This window comes from Rhodococcus sp. NPDC003322, assembly GCF_053589555.1.
In genome coordinates, this window is sequence record NZ_JBSFSC010000005.1 from 248160 (window position 1) to 266995 (window position 18836).

An 18836-nucleotide genomic window follows, 5' to 3' on the forward strand; every position below is an offset into this window, starting at 1 on the left:
ACGGTCGCGGGAACGTCATCGCCGAACGCGTGCCTCACCACACCGTTCCGGTCAGCAGCGCGCGGGTGTCCGGCACGAACGGCCACGACGGGTCCGTGAGATGGGCGCGCAGTTGCGCGTCGGTCCACCACCAGCCGTCCACGATTTCGCTCGGCTGGTGCACGACGGGGCCGTCCCAGCGGCCTTCGAACGCGTACAGGTGGCAGCGCAGGGGCTTTCCGTTCCACACGCCGTCCCAGGAGACCTGAGCCAAGGGAGAGAGCGCGATGTCCCGCACCCCCAGCTCCTCGCCGAGTTCGCGGGCAGCGGTCGCCGCGGGTGTCTCGCCCGGGTCGACGACGCCGCCCGCGAGGCAGTCGTGCATGCCTGCGAAGACCGCCTTGTCGGGGGATCGGCGGTGCACGTAGAGCCGGGCGCCGTCGAGTGAGCGCAACAGCACCCCTGAGCTCGCGTGCCACAGCCCCTCTGCGTACACGCGGGACCTCGGCGCGGTACCGGTTTCGTTGCCGTCGGCGTCGTACACGGTGACGATCTCGTCGCGGGGGAGATCGTCGATCGCCTGATCCATCGTTTCATCGTGTCACGTGGCGTTAGGCTGGCCGAGTGCCACTTCCGAGAAGGCTCGCCCGTATCAACCGGGTGGTGACCAACCGCCTGGTACTGCCGGTCGCCGGCTGGCTGCCGGGATTCGCGATCGTGCTGCACCGCGGCCGCCGGACGGGCCGGCTGTACCGGACTCCCGTCAATTGCTTCCGGTACGGCGACGGTTACCGCTTCGGCCTCAGCTACGGTGCGGACAGTGACTGGGTGCGCAACATCCTCGCCGCAGGCCACGTGGACATCACCACCCGGGGACACCTGAAGAGCCTGGTCGAGCCTCGACGGGGGAGCGACCCGCGCGCGGACTGGGCGCCCCCGCCGGTGCGAGTGGTGTTGCGCGCGATCCACGCGGACGCGTACCTGCAGTGTCGCCTCGAGCCGAGGTCGTGAGGGCGGGACCGCCCGAAACCCGAATCGGGCCACGGCCCGCGCGCTACGGTTGACGGGCGCGTGTTCTGCTCGCTTCGGAAGAAGGTGCAGCTCGATGAGATCGCACGGTCGAGGAGCAGGTGTGATCGGCGCGGTGCTGTTGGCGTGCGCCGCATTCGTCGCGGTGCCGCCGCCGTCCGCGCAGGGGTTCGCCGAGGACGTCTGCTACACGGAGGACGGCACTCCGGTCCACAACTGTGGTCCGCTGCCGCCGCCCTGCCCGATCGACGATCCGTACGCGCCGGTGTGCGGCCTGCAGGCGTTCGGGGTGTATGGATACACCTTGCGGCGGCCGCTCGGTGGCCGGAGCCTGGTGCACACGGACTCGACGTACATCATCGCCCGCAGCGTCGGGTTCTCGGATCGAGACGCGTACTGGATCGCGGCGTACGACGAGGCGACCGATCTCGGGTCGTTCGCGCCCCGGGACGTCGACGGCAGGCTCGTTCCCGACGCCGGCGCTCTCACCACCAGGGACATCAGTGGCCTCGTGCGGACACATTTCGCCACCGGCGGGTTCCTGTTCCACTTCCTGCCGACGATGCGCGGTCCGTCCGACCCGGTACCCGACGGCTTGCATCCCGACGTCGGTGATCCGCGGCACGAGGTCATGCTGACGCACCTTCGTCGCTGGGCGATGGCGGGGCCGGGAAGTGACGCGCCACTGTGCACGGGCGGTTTCACGAACCCGTCGGCAGGCGGCGACTACGCCACTGGTGCAACGTGTTACGGAGACGCGCAGCCGGCACCGATCAACGGTGAGTACAGCGTGGTGACGCCGGCCGCGATCCCGTTCACCAACGAGACGGGGGAGCAGGTCGTCTCCGGCACGGTCCGGTCGTCGCAGTTCGACTCGTGGATCGGCGACAACGCCTGGAATGCGCGGGTCGGTGTCTATCTCCACGCGCTCGGTGATCGCATCTCGCACCACGCCTGCACCGACGTGGGGACGATCATGCCGCCGGGACCGGATCTGCCGGGGTTCCGCATCGATCTGAACGTACCCAACTGCGACCAGGGGCCACACGCGCTGCGGCACGAGTACGAGACGGGTGTGGACTTCGCCGGGCTCGAGCCGGGGGACAGGACGACCGAGGCGACCCTGTCGATGGTGTACGACGAACTGGTGGCGTTCGCGCGGGTTCGCGGCACGCTCGACCAGCGCGCGACCGCGCCGGAGGCCAAGGCCGCGCTGGTGGCCGACGGGTTGGTGCCTGCGCTCGAGATCCGCGACCCGGTCGCACGGTTGACCGCGGTGGTCGGCGTCGGTTGCAGGGCAGGCGTTCCGCCCTTCCCGGGCAACCCGGCGTGCCGCGCGTGAGCACGTGGGGAATACCACCGCAGACCTCGTGCGCTCATCACCTTGCCAGACAATCCACCAGCAATAATGTCATAAGGCAACTTATCGGCATTTAACCCGGCGCCGGACCGCAGGTCATCTCACCTCGTGCAGAAACCTCGACCGGGCGGGTTGGGTGGGCACTCCGGTGCGGAGAGCGCTGACGATCTAGGCTCGACGCCATGCAGCGGATCATCGGTATCGAGGTCGAGTACGGAATTTCGTCCCCGTCGGAGCCGACGGCGAACCCCATTCTGACCTCAACGCAGGCGGTGCTCGCGTACGCGGCGGCGGCCGGCGTCCCGCGGGCCAAGCGAACTCGCTGGGACTACGAGGTGGAGTCGCCATTGCGCGACGCACGAGGTTTCGACCTCGGGCGGTTCAACGGCCCGGCGCCGGTGATCGACGCCGACGAGGTCGGTGCCGCCAACATGATCCTCACCAACGGTGCCCGGCTGTATGTGGACCACGCGCACCCCGAGTACTCGGCCCCGGAGGTCACCGATCCGCTGGACGCGGTGATCTGGGACAAGGCGGGGGAGCGAGTGATGGAGGCCGCGGCCCGGCACGCCTCGAGCGTCCCCGGCGCGCCGCGCTTGCAGCTGTACAAGAACAACGTGGACGGCAAGGGTGCGTCGTACGGCACCCACGAGAACTACCTGTGCTCGCGGGAGACGCCGTTCACGGCGATCATCGCCGGCCTGACACCGTTCTTCGCCTCCCGTCAGGTGATCTGCGGATCAGGCCGCGTCGGCGTCGGGCAGTCCGGTGACGAGGCCGGTTTCCAGCTCTCGCAGCGGGCCGACTACATCGAGGTCGAGGTCGGGCTGGAGACGACGCTCAAGCGCGGCATCATCAACACCCGCGACGAGCCGCACGCCGACGCCGAGAAGTACCGCCGCCTGCACGTGATCATCGGTGACGCGAACCTCGCCGAATGGTCGACGTATCTCAAGGTCGGCACCACCGCCCTTGTTCTCGACCTGATCGAGGCCGGGGTCGACCTGTCCGATCTCCAGCTCGCGCGGCCGGTCACCGCGGTGCACCAGATCAGCCACGATCCGACGCTCCGGCAGACGGTGGCGCTCTCCGACGGTCGCGAGATGACCGGTCTTGCACTGCAGCGGATCTACCACGAGCGGGTGGCCTCGTTCATCGAACGGGAGGGATCCGACGATCCGCGTGCCGCGGACATCCTCGCCAAGTGGGCGACCGTGCTCGACCTGCTCGAGCGGGATCCGATGGAGTGCGCGCACCTGCTGGACTGGCCGGCGAAACTGCGGATCCTCGAAGGCTTCCGCAACCGTGAGGGACTGGCCTGGTCGGCGCCCAAACTGCACATGCTCGATCTGCAGTACTCGGACGTCCGCCTCGACAAGGGCCTGTACAACCGGCTCGTCGCACGCGGATCGATCGAGCGGCTGGTCAGCGAACAGCAGGTGCTGGACGCGATCCACAACCCGCCGACCGACACCCGCGCCTACTTCCGGGGCGAGTGCCTGCGCAGATTCGGTGCCGACATCGCGGCGGCGAGCTGGGACTCCGTGATCTTCGACCTGGGCCGGGACTCCCTGGTTCGGATCCCGACCCTGGAACCGCTGCGTGGCAGCAAGGCGCACGTCGGGGCGCTGCTGGAGGCGGCGGATTCGGCGGCGGACCTCGTGGATCAGCTGACGACCTGACAATCGCCCGAAGACGCGACGGAGAAACGTCGCGGTGTCGTGGACGTGAAGCGTCACAGTGTCGTGCGCGATCGGTAGGGTGAAGGTCCGAGCACGAGCGCACACTGGGTGTGCGGGATGCAGTGCAAGAGCAACGAGGAGGTCGGCGGCTATGGCGCAGGAGCAGACCAAACGCGGCGGCGGTGGCGACGACGACGATGCCCCCATCGGTGACGGTGGTGCGGGACAGGAACGTCGGGAGAAGCTCGCAGAGGACACGGACGACCTGCTCGACGAGATCGACGACGTGCTGGAGGAGAACGCCGAGGACTTCGTGCGCGCGTACGTGCAAAAGGGCGGCCAGTGACGCCGGATTCCCCGGCGACGCGTACGACGATGGGGGGCGGGGTGCTGCGGTTCGATTCGCAGCTGTCCTCGTTCACCGAGCATCTGCGTGTCCATGCGCCGGAACTGTTGCCGGAGAACCGATTCGATCTCGGGGCAAACGGAGGTAGGGGTGAGCCGATGACGGGTCGTCCGGACATCGCCCCACACGGCACGACGATCGTTGCGCTGACCTTCGCCGGCGGTGTCCTCATCGCCGGCGATCGCCGCGCGACGATGGGCAACCTGATCGCCAGCCGGGACGTCGAGAAGGTGTACGTCACCGATGACTACTCCGCCGCCGGGATCGCCGGTACGGCGGGCATCGCGATCGAGCTGGTGAGACTGTTCGCCGTCGAACTCGAGCACTACGAGAAGATCGAGGGCGTTCCGCTCACCTTCGACGGCAAGGCCAACCGGCTGTCGTCGATGGTCCGGGGCAATCTCGGAGCCGCGATGCAGGGGTTGTCCGTGGTGCCGCTTCTCGTCGGATACGACCTCGACGGAGCGGAACCGGCCAAGGCCGGGCGGATCGTGTCCTACGACGTCGTCGGTGGACGGTACGAGGAGAAGGCCGGGTACCACGCGGTCGGTTCGGGTTCGCTGTTCGCGAAATCGGCGCTGAAGAAGATCTACGATCCGGACGCCGACGAGGCGGGTGCCATGCGGGCAGCCGTCGAAGCGCTCTACGACGCAGCCGACGACGACTCCGCGACGGGTGGACCGGATCTGACCCGTGGCATCTTCCCGACCGCGGTGGTGATCACCGACGCCGGCGCCGTGGAGGTTCCCGAGAGCCGGCTCGCCGAATTCGCCCGCGCCGTCATCGCCGACCGCACCAAGGAAGCAGGTGACACGCCGTGACGATGCCGTACTACGCCTCCGCCGAGCAGATCATGCGGGATCGCTCGGAGCTGGCGCGCAAGGGTATTGCCCGCGGTCGCAGCGTCATCTCGCTGACCTATGCGGACGGTGTGCTGTTCGTGGCGGAGAACCCGTCGTCGTCGCTGCACAAGGTCAGCGAGCTGTACGACCGGCTCGGTTTCGCCGCCGTCGGGAAGTACAACGAGTTCGAGAGCTTGCGGCGCTCGGGCATCATGCATGCCGACATGCGCGGCTACTCGTACGACCGCCGCGACGTCACCGGTAGATCCCTGGCCAATGCGTACGCGCAGACGCTCGGCACGATCTTCACCGAGCAGCCGAAGCCGTACGAGGTGGAGCTCTGTGTCGCCGAGGTCGGGCGGGCGGGGCAGGACCACCACGCGCAGCTGTACCGGATCACCTACGACGGCTCGATCGTCGACGAGCAGCAGTTCGTCGTGATGGGTGGCGCGACCGAGCCGATCGTGACCGCATTGAAGGAGTCGTACCGGCCGGGCCTGCCGCTGGCCGAAGCGGTCGCGGTCGCGGTCGACGCGTTGCAGGTCGGGACCGCGCCGCCCGGCAACGGTGAGGCCGAACGGCGGCGCATCGGGGTCGGTGCCCTCGAGGTGGCCGTGCTGGACCAGACCCGCCCGCGGCGCGCGTTCAAGCGGATCACCGGGGCGGCGCTGTCGGCACTGCTGCCCGCCGAACCCGCGGCACCGGCTGCCGAGGCCGCGCCGGAGCCGGGAACGGAAGCCACGGGACCGGCGGCGGGCCCCGACGCGGGCTGACCCGACCCCTCGAACGTTTCGGCCCCGGTGGATCACCGCCGGGGCCGAAACGCGTCCGGACCGCCCGGTCTTTCGTCACGGGTCGTGTCTGTACCGAGACATCACCGAAATGCACGGCGGCAGCGGCGAAGTCACGCGGAATGTCGATGGCCGGTGCACCGGCCGCGGAGGGCTTCGGCGTTGTACTGTCGAAGTGTGCAGCGACGAATCATGGGAATCGAGACCGAGTTCGGGGTGACGTGTACTTTTCACGGTCACCGTCGACTCAGCCCGGACGAGGTGGCGCGATACCTGTTCCGGAGGGTCGTCTCGTGGGGGCGGAGCTCCAACGTCTTCCTCCGCAACGGTGCCCGGTTGTATCTCGACGTGGGATCGCATCCGGAGTACGCGACGGCCGAGTGCGACGGGCTGGCCCAACTCGTCACGCACGATCGCGCCGGTGAGCGTGTCCTCGAGGATCTTCTCGTCGACGCCGAACAGCGGCTCACCGAGGAGGGCATCGGTGGGGACATCTACCTGTTCAAGAACAACACCGACTCGGCAGGCAATTCGTACGGCTGTCACGAGAACTTCCTGGTGGTCCGCGCGGGGGAGTTCTCCCGAATCTCGGACGTCCTGCTCCCGTTCCTGGTCACGCGGCAGCTGATCTGCGGCGCGGGCAAGGTTCTGCAGACTCCGAAGTCGGCGACCTTCTGCCTGTCCCAGCGTGCGGAGCACATCTGGGAGGGTGTGTCCTCGGCGACGACCCGTTCCCGCCCCATCATCAACACGCGCGACGAGCCGCACGCGGATGCCGAGAAGTACCGCCGGCTCCACGTCATCGTAGGTGACTCGAACATGTCCGAGACCACCACGATGCTCAAGGTCGGCTCCGCGGCGCTGGTGCTGGAGATGATCGAGGCCGGGGTCTCGTTCCGTGACTTCGCGCTCGACAACCCGATCCGCGCGATCCGCGAGGTCAGCCACGACCTGACCGGCCGCAGGCCCGTCCGCCTCGCGGGCGGCAGGCAGGCGAGCGCGCTGGACATTCAGCGCGAGTACCACGCGCGCGCGGTCGAGCACCTGCGCAACCGGGAACCCGACGCTCAGGTCGAGCAGGTCGTGGAACTGTGGGGACGGGTGCTCGACGCCGTCGAGTCCCAGGACTTCGCGAAGGTCGACACCGAGGTCGACTGGGTGATCAAGCGCAAGTTGTTCCAGCGGTACCAGGACAAGCACAACCTGGATCTGGCCGATCCGCGGATCGCCCAACTCGACCTCGCCTACCACGACATCAAGCGTGGACGTGGTGTGTTCGATCTCCTGCAGCGCAAGGGCCTGGCCAAGCGGGTCACCGAGGACGAGCAGATCGACGCCGCGGTGAACACGCCACCGCAGACCACTCGCGCGAAGCTGCGCGGCGACTTCATCGCCGCGGCCCAGGACGCGGGACGCGACTTCACCGTCGACTGGGTGCACCTCAAGCTCAACGACCAGGCCCAGCGGACGGTGCTGTGCAAGGACCCGTTCCGGTCCGTCGACGAGCGGGTCGAGCGCCTGATCGCGTCGATGTAGTGGCGGTGCCGTTAGGCTGCTGATCCGTGGCGACCAGCAAAGTCGAACGGCTGATGAACCTAGTCATCTGCCTGCTCTCGACCCGGCAGTTCCTGACGGCGGACAAGATCCGTCAGAGCGTTGCGGGCTACAAGGAGTCGGTGAGCGACGAGGCGTTCAGCAGGATGTTCGAGCGGGACAAGAACGAACTGCGTGATCTCGGGGTTCCGCTCGAGACGGGACAGGCATCGCGGTTGGGCACCGTCGAGGGCTACCGGATCAGCCCCGAGGCGTACGCACTGCCGGAGATCGACCTCACCAGCGAGGAGTCGGCCGCGGTCGCCATCGCTGTGCGACTGCTCGAGTCCCCGGAACTGACGTCCGCCGCGCAGGGCGCCGTCCTGAAGCTGCGGGCCGCGGGCGTGGCGGTGGACCAGGAGTCGGCGTCCTCGTTGTTCACGGCACTGCCCGCGCGGGTCCGTGGCTCCGAGCCGGCACTCGAATCGGTGCTGGCCGCCATCGAGGCCGGTCAGGCGATCCGCTTCGAGCACCGGTCTGCCCCCAACGCGCCGCTGCGTACACGGACCCTCGAGCCGTGGGGTGTGGTCACCCACGACGGCCGGTGGTATGTGGTCGGTCACGACAAGGACCGCGATGCCACCCGCACGTTCCGGCTGTCCCGGATCGGCGAGCAGATCACCGCGTTCGGTCCCACCGGCGCCGTCCGCAAACCCGAAGGCACGGACCTGCGCGACATCGTCGGTCGCGCGGTCGGCACGGCGGGCGTGTCCGGCACCGCGACGGTGTGGGTGCGCGACGGCCGAGCGCAGGAACTGCGTCGACTCGGTCAGCAGACGAGGGCCATGACGATCGGCGACCGGGCGGGTGCGGTGCTGGAGGTACCGGTCCGCTCCCGCGAATGGCTCGCACGATTGATCACGGGATACGGGGAGGATGCAGTGGCGCTGGCACCCGAGGCCCTGCGCGCGGACGTCGTCGCGCGGCTGACCGTCGCGGCGGGTGAGGCGCGATGAGCCAGCGACTGTCGCAGCGGCTGTCGCGGCTGCTCAACATGGTGCCGTACTTCGTCGCCAATCCCGGGATCACGAAGAGTGAGGCCGCGGCGGAACTGGGGGTCACGGTCACGCAGCTGACCACCGATCTGAACCAGTTGTGGGTGTGCGGGCTGCCGGGCTACGGCCCCGGAGACCTGATCGACCTGTCCTTCGAAGAGGAGACCGTCGCGGTCACGTTCTCCGCCGGGATCGACCGTCCCCTGCGGCTGACCTCGACGGAGGCGACCTCGATGCTGATCGCGCTGCGTGCGCTCGGGGACCTGCCGGGCACCGCGGATCCGTCGTCGGTCCAGGGCGCAATCGCGAAGATCGAGTCCGCGGCGGGAGTTGCGGCCGCCGGTGCGGTGACGCAGGCGGTCTCGGACCCGGGTCCGGAGAGTCCGGTGGTCGCGGCGGTGCGGTCCGCGGTCCGCCACGGGCGCGCACTCGACATCACCTACTTCTCGGCATCCCGGGACGCGGTGACCAGGCGGGTCGTCGATCCGATCCGGGTCGTCGCGGTCGACAATCACAGCTATCTGCAGGCGTGGTGCCGGCAGGCGGACGGTGTCCGGCTGTTCCGCTACGACCGGATCGACGCGGCCACCGAACTCGACGAGCCGGCGCGCGTTCCGGAGGACGCATACGACGAGTCCTCGGCGCTGGACCTGTTCCACGACGACGCAACTCTGCCCCAGGCACGACTGCTGATCGCCCCGGACCACGCCTGGGTGATGGACTACTACCCGATGACGGACGTCGTGGTGGCCGCGGACGGGTCGGTCGAGGCATCGATGCGGTACGCGTCGCTGGACTGGATGGCCCGGCTGATGGCGGGGTTCGGCACCGGGGTACAGGTACTGGGTCCGACGGAATTGTCCGAATCCATCCGGGCCCGTGCGCACGCCGCCCTGGAGATGTACCGGCAGCCGCTCGACAGCTGACTCCCAGCATTTGGGCCCGACGGGACCCCCGATGTCCGGTAGCATCGAGCCAACTGATCTCTGGAGGTAAAAATGGGTGCAATGAGCCCCTGGCACTGGGCCATTGTGGCGCTGGTCGTCGTGATCCTGTTCGGTTCGAAGAAGCTCCCCGACGCTGCCCGTGGTCTGGGCCGGTCCTTGCGGATCTTCAAGAGCGAGGTCAAGGAGATGCAGAACGACGGCGCGCCCGCCGCTGCCGCCCCGGCCCCGCCTGCGCAGTTGCCCGCGACGCCGGAGGTGCAGGCCACCGTGGTCGAGACCCCGCAGACCGAGACGAAGGCCTCGTAGGACGAACCACCGTGTGACCCCGGGGTGCATGGGCATCCCGGGGCGCAGCTGAGCAGAACCAAGGGCCCGAATCAGTGCGTATCCCCTTCGACCCGCGGCGCAGTCGGCGCCGGGTCAACCCAGACGGCACCATGTCGCTGGTCGATCATCTCTACGAGCTGCGGACACGGCTGCTGTGGTCGATCCTCGCGATCTTGGTCACAACGGTGTTCGGCTTCTTCTGGTACTCGCACCAGATCCTGGGCATCGACAGCCTCGGCGAGATCCTCCGCGGACCGTACTGTTCGCTGCCGCCGGAGTCTCGGGCCGCGCTCACCGAGGACGGCTCGTGCCGGCTCCTCGCGACAGCGCCGTTCGAGCAGTTCATGCTCCGCTTCAAGGTGGCGCTGACCGCCGGCATCGTCCTCGCGTGCCCCGTCTGGCTGTACCAGTTGTGGGCTTTCATCACGCCGGGTCTGTACTCCAAGGAACGCCGGTACGCCATCGGGTTCGTCTTCTCCGCCGCCGCCCTGTTCGTGTTCGGTGCGGTGCTCGCCTACCTCGTGGTGTCCAAGGCGCTGCACTTCCTGCTCACCATCGGCGGTGACGTCCAGGTCACCGCTCTCAGCGGTGCCGAGTACTTCGGCTTCGTGATCAACCTGCTGATCATCTTCGGTGTCAGCTTCGAGATCCCGCTGCTGATCGTGGCGCTGAACTTCGTCGGCATCCTGCCCTACGCCAAGCTCAAGGCGTGGCGGCGCGGCCTGATCATGGCGATGTTCGTGTTCGCGGCCATCGCCACCCCGGGGCAGGACCCGTTCTCGATGCTGGTGCTCGCAGTGGCGCTGACCGTCCTGCTGGAGATGGCCATCCAGATCGCTCGCCTCAATGACAGGCGGAAGGCTCGTAAGGACTCCGAGGGGTGGGGTGCCCTCGACGACGACGAGGCGTCCCCACTCGACGCCGCCACCGACATCGGCGCACCCAGCCGGGTCAACGACTACTCGGACACGTTGTAGGTCCCACTCGTTCGGGCGCACCGCGCGGCTCTGGCCCGCGGTGCGCCGGTCGGCGCGCCCATGCGGGCGGGTGAATTCCTGCGGACGGTCTCTGTCGATAGCCTTGCGGGGTGGAACTCGACGTATTCGCCGCCCAGCTGAGCTTCCCGCTGGACGGATTTCAGGTGGAGGCGTGTCGGGCACTGGAGGCCGGTCACGGAGTGCTGGTGTGCGCCCCGACCGGGGCGGGCAAGACGGTGATCGGCGAGTTCGCAGTGCACCTCGCGCTGGTGTCCGGGCACAAGTGCTTCTACACCACGCCGATCAAGGCGCTGAGCAACCAGAAGTACGCCGACCTGGTGGAGCGCTACGGCAAGGCATCGGTCGGCCTGCTCACCGGCGACGTGAGCATCAACTCGGACGCCCCGGTGGTCGTGATGACCACCGAGGTGCTCCGGAACATGCTGTACGCGGACTCGCCGACCCTGCGCGGACTGTCGCACGTCGTGATGGACGAGGTCCACTTCCTCGCCGACCGCTTTCGCGGCGCGGTGTGGGAGGAGGTGATCCTGCACCTGCCGGAGGACGTGCGCCTGGTCAGCCTGTCCGCGACGGTCAGCAACGCCGAGGAGTTCGGCGCCTGGATGGGGACCGTCCGCGGCGACACCGAGATCATCGTCGACGAGGTGCGACCGATCCCGCTGTGGCAGCACATGATGGTCGGCCGCCGAATGTTCGATCTGTTCGACACCACCGCCCAAGGCGCCGATCCGACGGCCCGGCTGGTCATCGACCGGGATCTGGTCCGGCACCTCAAGGAACGCCAGGCCCTCGACCGGTACGACACCTGGCAGCCGCGCGGACGTGGTCGCGGTTCGGCGCCGAGTTCGGCGAACCGTCCGCTGCCGCGCCCGGAGGTGATCGCCCGCCTCGACGCGGAAGGGCTGTTGCCGGCGATCACGTTCATCTTCAGTCGGGCCGGGTGCGATGCCGCGGTGACGCAGTGCCTGCGGTCGCGGCTGCGGCTGACCACCGAGGACCAGGCCGACGAGATCGCCGCGATCATCGACAAGCACACCGGGGACCTGCCGAAGCACGATCTGTCGGTGCTCGGGTACTGGGAGTGGCGCGAGGGCCTGGAGCGGGGCATCGCCGGCCACCACGCGGGCATGCTGCCTGCGTTCCGGCACACGGTCGAGGAACTGTTCGTCAAGGGCCTCGTGCGCGCGGTGTTCGCCACCGAGACGCTCGCACTCGGCATCAACATGCCGGCCCGGACCGTCGTCCTCGAGCGACTCGTGAAGTACAACGGCGAGACCCACGCCGAGCTGACCCCGGGGGAGTACACCCAGCTCACAGGCCGGGCGGGGCGGCGCGGCATAGACATCGAGGGGCATGCGGTCGTGCTCTGGCAGCCCGGGGTCGAGGCCACCGAGGTCGCCGGCCTCGCGTCGACCCGAACCTTCCCCCTGCGCAGTTCGTTCCGGCCGTCCTACAACATGTCGATCAACCTGATCGACAGGATGGGCGCCGTCGAGGCGCGCTCGCTCCTGGAGCGATCCTTCGCGCAGTTCCAGGCGGACCGCTCGGTGGTCGGTCTGGTCCGGTCGATCGAGCGTGACGAGCAGGGACTCGTCGAGCTGCGTGACCAGTTGGGCGGGGAGGACAGCGAGTTCTTCGAGTACGCGCAGCTGCGCGAGCGGGTCAAGAACCGGGAGCGGCAGCTCGAACGGCAGGGCCGCACGGACCGTCGGCAGGACGCGGTGACCGCACTGACGGCGCTGCGCCGCGGTGACGTGATCGCGATCCCGACCGGACGCCGGTCCGGTCTGGCGGTCGTCCTCGAGACGGACACCGATCCCCGTGATCCGCGGCCGCTGGTGCTGACCGAGGACAAGTGGGCGGGCCGGATCTCGGCGGCCGACTTCCCGTCGCCGGCGAGGTCACTCGGCAGTATGCGGCTGCCGCGACACGTCGAGCACCGCACCGCCCGCACCCGCCGCGATCTGGCCTCGGCGCTGCGCAGCACCGGGATCGTCGCGCCCGGACGCTATTCGAAGCGGAAGTCCCCGGCGGCGAGCGACCGCGAGCTGGCGGCGTTGCGGCGTGCACTGCGCTCGCATCCCTGTCACACCGATCCGGACCGTGATCGGCTCAGCAGGATCGGCGAGCGGTACAACAAGCTGGCGCGGGAGATCGACAGCAAGCGGCAGAAGGTGGCGGCGACGACGAATTCGCTCGCCCGCACCTTCGACCGGATTCTGCGGCTGCTCGCCGAACGGGGATACACCGGATCCGACGGCGCGGTCACCGAGCAGGGGCACCGTCTGATGCGGCTGTATTCGGAGAGCGACCTGCTGGTTGCCGAGTGCCTGCGCAACGGGACGTGGAAGGGGCTTGCCCCGGCGGAACTGGCCGCGGTCGTCTCGGCGTTGGTGTTCGAGTCCCGGCAGGACGCGGCCACGGCGGATCGTGGTCCGACGGCGCCGATCCGCCACGCGCTCGGCGAGACGGTCCAGTTGTGGTCGGCGCTGCGCACCGACGAGGTCCGGCACAAGCTGCCGCTGACCCGCGAACCCGACTTCGGGTTCGTGTCCGCGATTCACAAGTGGGCGAGCGGTGGACCGCTCGTCGACGCGCTGCTGGCCGCGGGCGATCGGGGGCAGGCGTTGTCGGCGGGCGACTTCGTGCGGTGGTGCCGTCAGGTGATCGACCTGCTGGACCAGGTGCACCAGACCGCGCCGGATGCCGAGGTGCGGTCGGCGGCGGCCAAGGCGGTCGGCGCGATCCGCCGCGGCGTGGTGGCGGTCGACGCAGCTTGATCGGCGGTTGTGTGGTTGGATTCGCTCGCGCTCTGCCGCCACCCGGGGGTTGTTTGTCGCGGGGTGGACACGGGGGATCGACAGTGCGGGCAGCGACGAGTGGAGGCAGCAGATGAGTGGCCTGGAGAGCGGCGGCGACACGGTTGGTGACCGGCCGAGCGCGGACGCCGATTCCGGTCGGGAGGCGGCGCCGCCGGCCGAGGCGGGCCAGGACGAGGCTCACCTGCCGGTCGAATTCCCTCCGGCGCCGCAGTCTGCGCCGTCGGCGACGACCGTGCTTCCGCAGCAGCCGTCACCGCAATGGGGGCAGCAGGCGTGGAGCGCGCCGCAGCAGTACGTACCGCCCCAGTATTCGCAGCAGCAGCCCGGGTATCCGCAGGGCCAGTATCCGGAAGCCCAGTACCAGCAGCAGTACCAGTATCCGACCGGACAGTACCCGCAGCCGGCGCAGTACCCGGGGCAGCAGCCGTACGGGCAGTACCCGCAATACCAGCCGGCGCCGACCTCGGGGCAGTTCCCGCAGGCCGGATACCAGGCCCCGTATCCGCAGCCGGCGCAATACCCGCAGGGAGCCCAGTACCCTCAGGGCGCCCAGTACCCGGGGCAGTATCCGCAGCCCGGGTATCCGCAGGGGCAGTTCCCGCAGCCGGCCGCGGCCGCCCCGAAGTCCAAGTTGCCGTTGTGGATCGGGATCGGCGTCTTGGCGGTGGTCGCAGTGATCGGCTTGATCGGCCTGTTCACTCGCGGCTTCGGCCTGGGGCTGACGACCACCCTGGACCGGTCGGCCGCGGAGAAGGGCGTCGTGCAGGTGCTGACCGGGACGTACGGACTCACCGAGGTCGATGACGTCGTGTGCCCGGCAGGCCAGGAGGTCGTCGAGGGCGGCACCTTCACCTGCACGCTCACGGTGAAGGGCCAGCCTCAGAAGGTGACGGTGACCTTCACCGACGAGGACGGCACCTACGAGGTGAGCCGGCCCACCTCGCGGTGACCGCTCGCCTCACCGGGATGCCGCGAGTGCGGTCGTGAGGCGACCGATCGACGCGCCGATCTTCAGTTCCTCGGCGAGGGCGGACAGCCGGTCGGGGTCCGCAGGTGCCGTCGGCAGGGTGTCGGGCCCGGACAGTTCGACGGGTGCGTCGACCGCCACGCGCACCACCGGCAGTGCCGCGTCGAGATAGTCGGCGGACGCGGTGAGCTTGCCGCGCATCCCCTTGGCGAGGCCGGACGCCGGGTCGTCGACCGCGGCGCGCAGGGCCGCGACGGAGCCGTACTGGAGCAGCAGGGTGGACGCGGTCTTCTCGCCGACCCCCTTGACGCCGGGCAATCCGTCCGACGGGTCGCCGCGCAGCAGTGCGAGTTCGGCGTAGCCGGGGCCGGGCCGGTCCGCGGGCACACCGTACTTTTCGGCGACCTCGGCGGGGCCGAACAATTCGGCCTTCGACAGCCCCCGGCCGACGTACAGCACCCGCACCGGAACCGGGTCGTCGGAGACCACCTGCAGCAGGTCCCGGTCGCCGCTGACGACGACGGTGGTGTCGTCGCGTTCGCGGGCGGCGAGGGTTCCGAGCACGTCGTCGGCCTCGAACCCGACGGCGCCGCCGGTGGCGATTCCCGCGGCGGCGAGCACGTCCATGATCATGTCGACCTGCGGGGTCAGGGTGTCGGGCACCTCTTCGACGTCCGGTCCGGCGTCGAGTTCCTCGGCGACCCGGTGCGCCTTGTAGGAGGGCACCAGGTCCACCCGGAACTGGGGACGCCAGTCGAGGTCCAGGCACACGACCAGTCGGCTCGGCTGGTGGCGGGTGATCAGCGCGGCGACCATGTCGGTGAATCCCCGGACCGCGTTGACCGGTCGCCCGTCGGCGGCCGTGAACGATTCGGGGAGCGCGTAATACGCGCGGAACCACAGGCTCGCGCCGTCGAGGAGTAGCAGGGGTCCGGTCATGGCGCCCATCCTGCCAAAGACCACTAGCCTTGACTGTCATGAGTGCACAGAGCGAGTCCGCAGCACGCTTTCCGACCACCGTCTACGCCGAGCGGTTGCGCCGGGCCGCCGAGCTGACCGCGGCGTCCGGTCTGGACGCACTGCTGATCACACCGGGCCCCGACCTGAAGTACCTGGTGGGTTCGGGGGCGGCATCGTTCGAACGCCTCACCTGCCTGGTCATCCCGGCGGACGGCACCGCGGCCTCGGTGGTGGTGCCGACGCTGGAGCTGGCCGGTCTGGCGGACTCCGCGATCGCGGATCTCGGCCTGGCCGTGCACGACTGGGTGGACGGCGTCGACCCGTACGCCCTCGTCGGGTCGCTGCTCCCAACTCCGGGTCGCACGGCGGTCGCGGAGGCGATGCCGGCGCTGCACGTGATTCCGCTGACGACCGCACTCGGGGCGCCGCCGGTGCTCGCGACGGGGGTGTTGCGGGAACTGCGAATGGTCAAGGACGAGGCGGAGATCGAGGCGTTGCGGAGGGCGGGTGCGGCGATCGACCGGGTGCACGCCCGGATGGGTGAGTTCCTGCGCGCCGGCCGCACCGAGGCCGAGGTGGCCGCCGACATCGCCTCGGCGATCGTCGAGGAAGGCCACACCGCACCGGAATTCGTGATCGTCGGGTCGGGGCCGCACGGCGCGGACCCCCACCACGAGGTGTCCGACCGTGTCGTCGAGTCCGGGGACGTCGTGGTGATCGACATCGGTGGTCCCGTCGCGCCGGGCTACAACTCGGACAGCACCCGTACCTACAGCATCGGGGAGCCGTCCGCGGAGGTCGCGGCGAAGTTCGCGGTCCTGGAGCGGGCGCAGCAGGCGGCGGTGGACGCGGTCCGGCCGGGGATCACCGCCGAAGCGGTGGACGCCGCGGCGCGGGACGTACTCGCCGCGGAAGGGCTCGCGCAGGTGTTCGTGCACCGTACGGGGCATGGCATCGGGTTGTCGGTCCACGAGGAGCCGTACATCGTCGCGGGCAACCGGATCGAGCTGGCGGAGGGCATGGCGTTCAGCATCGAGCCGGGGATCTACTTCCGTGGCGACTGGGGTGCCCGGATCGAGGACATCGTGGTCGTGACCGCGGATGGGTGCGAGTCGATGAACACCCGGCCGCACGGACTCACAGTGCTGTAGTCGGCTCCCGGCGGCACGGCACAGGCATAGGGTGTGACTCAGGTCACCAATCCATCCGTCGTGAGGACGTGCCGCCATGACCGCTACACCGCTCACCAGGCAGGGCTTCGGATCGATCAGGTCCGGCGGGCTCAACTGGGACGCCTTCCCGCTGCGCCTGTTCGCCAAGGGCAACGCGCACTTCTGGGATCCGGTGTCGATCGACTTCACCCAGGACGCGAAGGACTGGCAGGGCCTGACCAGCGAACAGCAGCGCAGCGCCACCTACCTGTGCACGCAGTTCATCGCCGGTGAGGAGGCTGTCACCGAGGACATCCAGCCGTTCATGAAGGCGATGTCCGCGGAGGGCCGGCTCGGCGACGAGATGTACCTGACGCAGTTCTGCTTCGAGGAGGCCAAGCACACCCAGGTGTTCCGGCTCTGGATGGACGCGGTCGGCCTGACCGGGGACCTGCACCCGTTCGTCGCCGAGAACCCCTACTACCGGCAGCTGTTCTACGAGGAGCTGCCCGGCTCCCTGCGGATTCTCGAGACGGATCCGAGCCCGGCGAACCAGGTGCGCGCGTCGGTGACCTACAACCACGTCATCGAGGGCAGCCTCGCGTTGACCGGGTACTTCGCGTGGCAGAAGGTGTGCACCGAATGGAACATCCTGCCCGGCATGGTGGAGTTGATCCGGCTGATCGGCAACGACGAGCGCAGGCACATGGCGTGGGGCACGTTCACCTGCCGCAGGCACGTGGCCGCGGACGACGGCAACTGGGATGTGGTCCAGCAGAGGATGGCGGAGCTCATGCCGCTTGCCCTGGGCCTGATCAACTGGGTCGACGACCAGTTCGAGGTGCAGCCCTTCGGTCTCGACAACGACGAGTTCGTGGCCTACGCGGCAGACCGCGCGCAGCGGCGTCTCGGGGCGATCGAGTCGGCGCGCGGTCGCCCGGTCGAGGAGATCGACCTCGACTACACCCCAGAGGTGCTCGAGGAGCGCTTCGGGGCCGAGGACGCGGCGGCGTTCGAGGAGGCCGCCAAGTAGTGACGCGTCAGACGATGAAGTTGCCGAACGTCGGGTTCGTCTGGCACAGCGGCAGGCTGCCGAGGTCGATCGTGCCGAACACCGTCGCCATCACCCTGCCGTGCCCGGTGTACACGGTCTTCGAGTAGTACGGGTAGGTGCCCTCGAGGTTCGCGATCCCGTTCTGGCCGGTGTCGTAGTTGACCCACGCGACGGTCACCTGGCCGGCGGCCGGGATCGGCGGCGCGGCGGGGAAGCTCTGGAACCGGATCTCGCCGGGGTTGATTCCGGGTTCGGGCCCGGACTGCCCGGTGGCCCCGGTCAGCGACATGAGGCTGCCCTGGTTGGCGCAGCCGATGGTCAGGGCCGGCGGCCCGAACGGGTGTGGCGGCAGGGCCTGCGCCGCCGGGACCGACGCGAGGAGCGCGGCTGCCGCCGCCCCCACCAGGATCGAAACTCGAGTTGCTGTGCGTGTCATGACTGCCCCTCGGCTCGGGTGCCCCCGTAATCCGTACAACACTAGGCGCGGTTCCGGGGCGCCGTCGAGGGCCTGAGGCTCAGCGGCCGAGGAGCCCGGCCACCCCCAACGCACGCCGGACGTTGATCTCGATGACCACCCGGGTCGGGTTCTCGCGCGGCGGTCGGTACCGGCGCGTGTAGCGGGCGACGGCCTCCGCGACGTCGTCCGGGTCCGAACTGACCCGCGTGGTGCCTTCCAGGGTCAACCAGCGGGGTCCGTCGATCTGCGTGACCGCTCCGTACCCGCCACGCTCGGCATTGAGTGCCTTCTGCGATCCGGCGTTCGTGATCACCCGGGCCAGCAATCGCTCCGGATCCCAGGTGAACCCGACCGCGACCACGTGCGGGGTGCCGTCCCGGCGCAGGGTCGTCAGCGACGCCAGGTGGCGATCGGTGAGGAACGCGAGCGCTTCGGCGGTCAGGTCGGCGGGATCGAAGGGAGGGCGGGCCATACCC

Annotated in this window: 19 protein-coding genes; 15 read left to right on the forward strand and 4 right to left on the reverse strand. The window is 69.1% G+C overall.

The features are described 5' to 3' along the window. Positions 1 to 34: 34 nt before the first annotated feature. A complete protein-coding gene (locus ACWDUM_RS20510) occupies positions 35 to 568 on the reverse strand; it encodes an NUDIX hydrolase (protein ID WP_450135362.1) in 534 nt (177 codons plus the stop codon). 35 nt (positions 569 to 603) lie between these two features. Between ACWDUM_RS20510 and ACWDUM_RS20515 the strand changes: the two genes are divergently transcribed. From ACWDUM_RS20515 to ACWDUM_RS20575, 13 genes are all read left to right on the forward strand, one after another. Continuing rightward, on the forward strand, positions 604 to 990 hold the full coding sequence (locus ACWDUM_RS20515) for a nitroreductase family deazaflavin-dependent oxidoreductase (RefSeq protein ID WP_450135363.1): 387 nt from the start codon (positions 604 to 606) through the stop codon (positions 988 to 990). A 94-nt stretch (positions 991 to 1084) separates the two neighbouring features. Beyond that, positions 1085 to 2350: a hypothetical protein gene (locus ACWDUM_RS20520; RefSeq protein WP_450135364.1), complete on the forward strand. Its 1266-nt coding sequence runs from the start codon at positions 1085 to 1087 to the stop codon at positions 2348 to 2350. A gap of 200 nt (positions 2351 to 2550) precedes the next feature. Next, a complete protein-coding gene (gene dop, locus ACWDUM_RS20525; protein WP_450116349.1) occupies positions 2551 to 4050 on the forward strand; it encodes a depupylase/deamidase Dop in 1500 nt (499 codons plus the stop codon). Positions 4051 to 4201: 151 nt separating this feature from the next. After that, entirely contained in the window at positions 4202 to 4396 is a 195-nt protein-coding gene (locus ACWDUM_RS20530) for a ubiquitin-like protein Pup (RefSeq protein WP_450116350.1), read from the forward strand. After that, positions 4393 to 5277 carry a proteasome subunit beta gene (gene prcB / locus ACWDUM_RS20535; protein ID WP_450116351.1) on the forward strand — a complete coding sequence of 295 codons (885 nt, stop codon included), beginning with the start codon at positions 4393 to 4395 and terminating at the stop codon, positions 5275 to 5277. Before ACWDUM_RS20530 ends, prcB begins: the two co-directional genes overlap by 4 nt. After that, complete coding sequence (prcA, locus tag ACWDUM_RS20540; protein WP_450135365.1) at positions 5274 to 6071, forward strand: proteasome subunit alpha; 798 nt, start codon at positions 5274 to 5276, stop codon at positions 6069 to 6071. Before prcB ends, prcA begins: the two co-directional genes overlap by 4 nt. A 195-nt stretch (positions 6072 to 6266) precedes the next feature. Further along, positions 6267 to 7625 (forward strand): Pup--protein ligase, encoded by a 1359-nt coding sequence (gene pafA / locus ACWDUM_RS20545; protein ID WP_450116353.1) that lies wholly within the window; start codon positions 6267 to 6269, stop codon positions 7623 to 7625. 26 nt (positions 7626 to 7651) lie between these two features. Next, complete coding sequence (locus ACWDUM_RS20550) at positions 7652 to 8638, forward strand: helix-turn-helix transcriptional regulator (RefSeq protein WP_450135366.1); 987 nt, start codon at positions 7652 to 7654, stop codon at positions 8636 to 8638. After that, positions 8635 to 9603 carry a helix-turn-helix transcriptional regulator gene (locus tag ACWDUM_RS20555; protein ID WP_450135367.1) on the forward strand — a complete coding sequence of 323 codons (969 nt, stop codon included), beginning with the start codon at positions 8635 to 8637 and terminating at the stop codon, positions 9601 to 9603. Before ACWDUM_RS20550 ends, ACWDUM_RS20555 begins: the two co-directional genes overlap by 4 nt. 72 nt (positions 9604 to 9675) lie before the next feature. Continuing rightward, positions 9676 to 9930: a Sec-independent protein translocase subunit TatA gene (tatA, locus tag ACWDUM_RS20560; RefSeq protein ID WP_450135368.1), complete on the forward strand. Its 255-nt coding sequence runs from the start codon at positions 9676 to 9678 to the stop codon at positions 9928 to 9930. A 74-nt stretch (positions 9931 to 10004) separates the two neighbouring features. Next, positions 10005 to 10928, forward strand: coding sequence for a twin-arginine translocase subunit TatC (gene tatC / locus ACWDUM_RS20565; protein WP_450135369.1), 924 nt, complete (start codon positions 10005 to 10007; stop codon positions 10926 to 10928). Positions 10929 to 11038: 110 nt separating this feature from the next. Beyond that, a complete protein-coding gene (locus tag ACWDUM_RS20570) occupies positions 11039 to 13729 on the forward strand; it encodes a DEAD/DEAH box helicase (RefSeq protein WP_450135370.1) in 2691 nt (896 codons plus the stop codon). Between the two features lie 112 nt (positions 13730 to 13841). Continuing rightward, positions 13842 to 14720 (forward strand): DUF4333 domain-containing protein, encoded by an 879-nt coding sequence (locus tag ACWDUM_RS20575; protein WP_450135371.1) that lies wholly within the window; start codon positions 13842 to 13844, stop codon positions 14718 to 14720. Between the two features lie 9 nt (positions 14721 to 14729). Here the strand turns inward: ACWDUM_RS20575 and ACWDUM_RS20580 are convergent, their stop codons facing one another. Beyond that, complete coding sequence (locus ACWDUM_RS20580; RefSeq protein ID WP_450135372.1) at positions 14730 to 15677, reverse strand: 5'-3' exonuclease; 948 nt, start codon at positions 15675 to 15677, stop codon at positions 14730 to 14732. A gap of 38 nt (positions 15678 to 15715) precedes the next feature. Between ACWDUM_RS20580 and ACWDUM_RS20585 the strand changes: the two genes are divergently transcribed. Continuing rightward, positions 15716 to 16849, forward strand: coding sequence for a M24 family metallopeptidase (locus ACWDUM_RS20585; RefSeq protein WP_450135373.1), 1134 nt, complete (start codon positions 15716 to 15718; stop codon positions 16847 to 16849). 76 nt (positions 16850 to 16925) lie between these two features. Next, positions 16926 to 17882 carry a R2-like ligand-binding oxidase gene (locus ACWDUM_RS20590; RefSeq protein ID WP_450135374.1) on the forward strand — a complete coding sequence of 319 codons (957 nt, stop codon included), beginning with the start codon at positions 16926 to 16928 and terminating at the stop codon, positions 17880 to 17882. Positions 17883 to 17889: 7 nt separating this feature from the next. On the opposite strand, the gene ACWDUM_RS20595 is transcribed toward ACWDUM_RS20590, so the two are convergent. Both ACWDUM_RS20595 and ACWDUM_RS20600 read right to left on the reverse strand, forming a co-directional pair. Continuing rightward, positions 17890 to 18339, reverse strand: a complete 450-nt coding sequence (locus ACWDUM_RS20595; protein ID WP_450116363.1) for a hypothetical protein — start codon at positions 18337 to 18339, stop codon at positions 17890 to 17892. Between the two features lie 79 nt (positions 18340 to 18418). Continuing rightward, entirely contained in the window at positions 18419 to 18832 is a 414-nt protein-coding gene (locus ACWDUM_RS20600) for a pyridoxamine 5'-phosphate oxidase family protein (RefSeq protein WP_450135375.1), read from the reverse strand. Between the last annotated feature and the right edge of the window lie 4 nt (positions 18833 to 18836).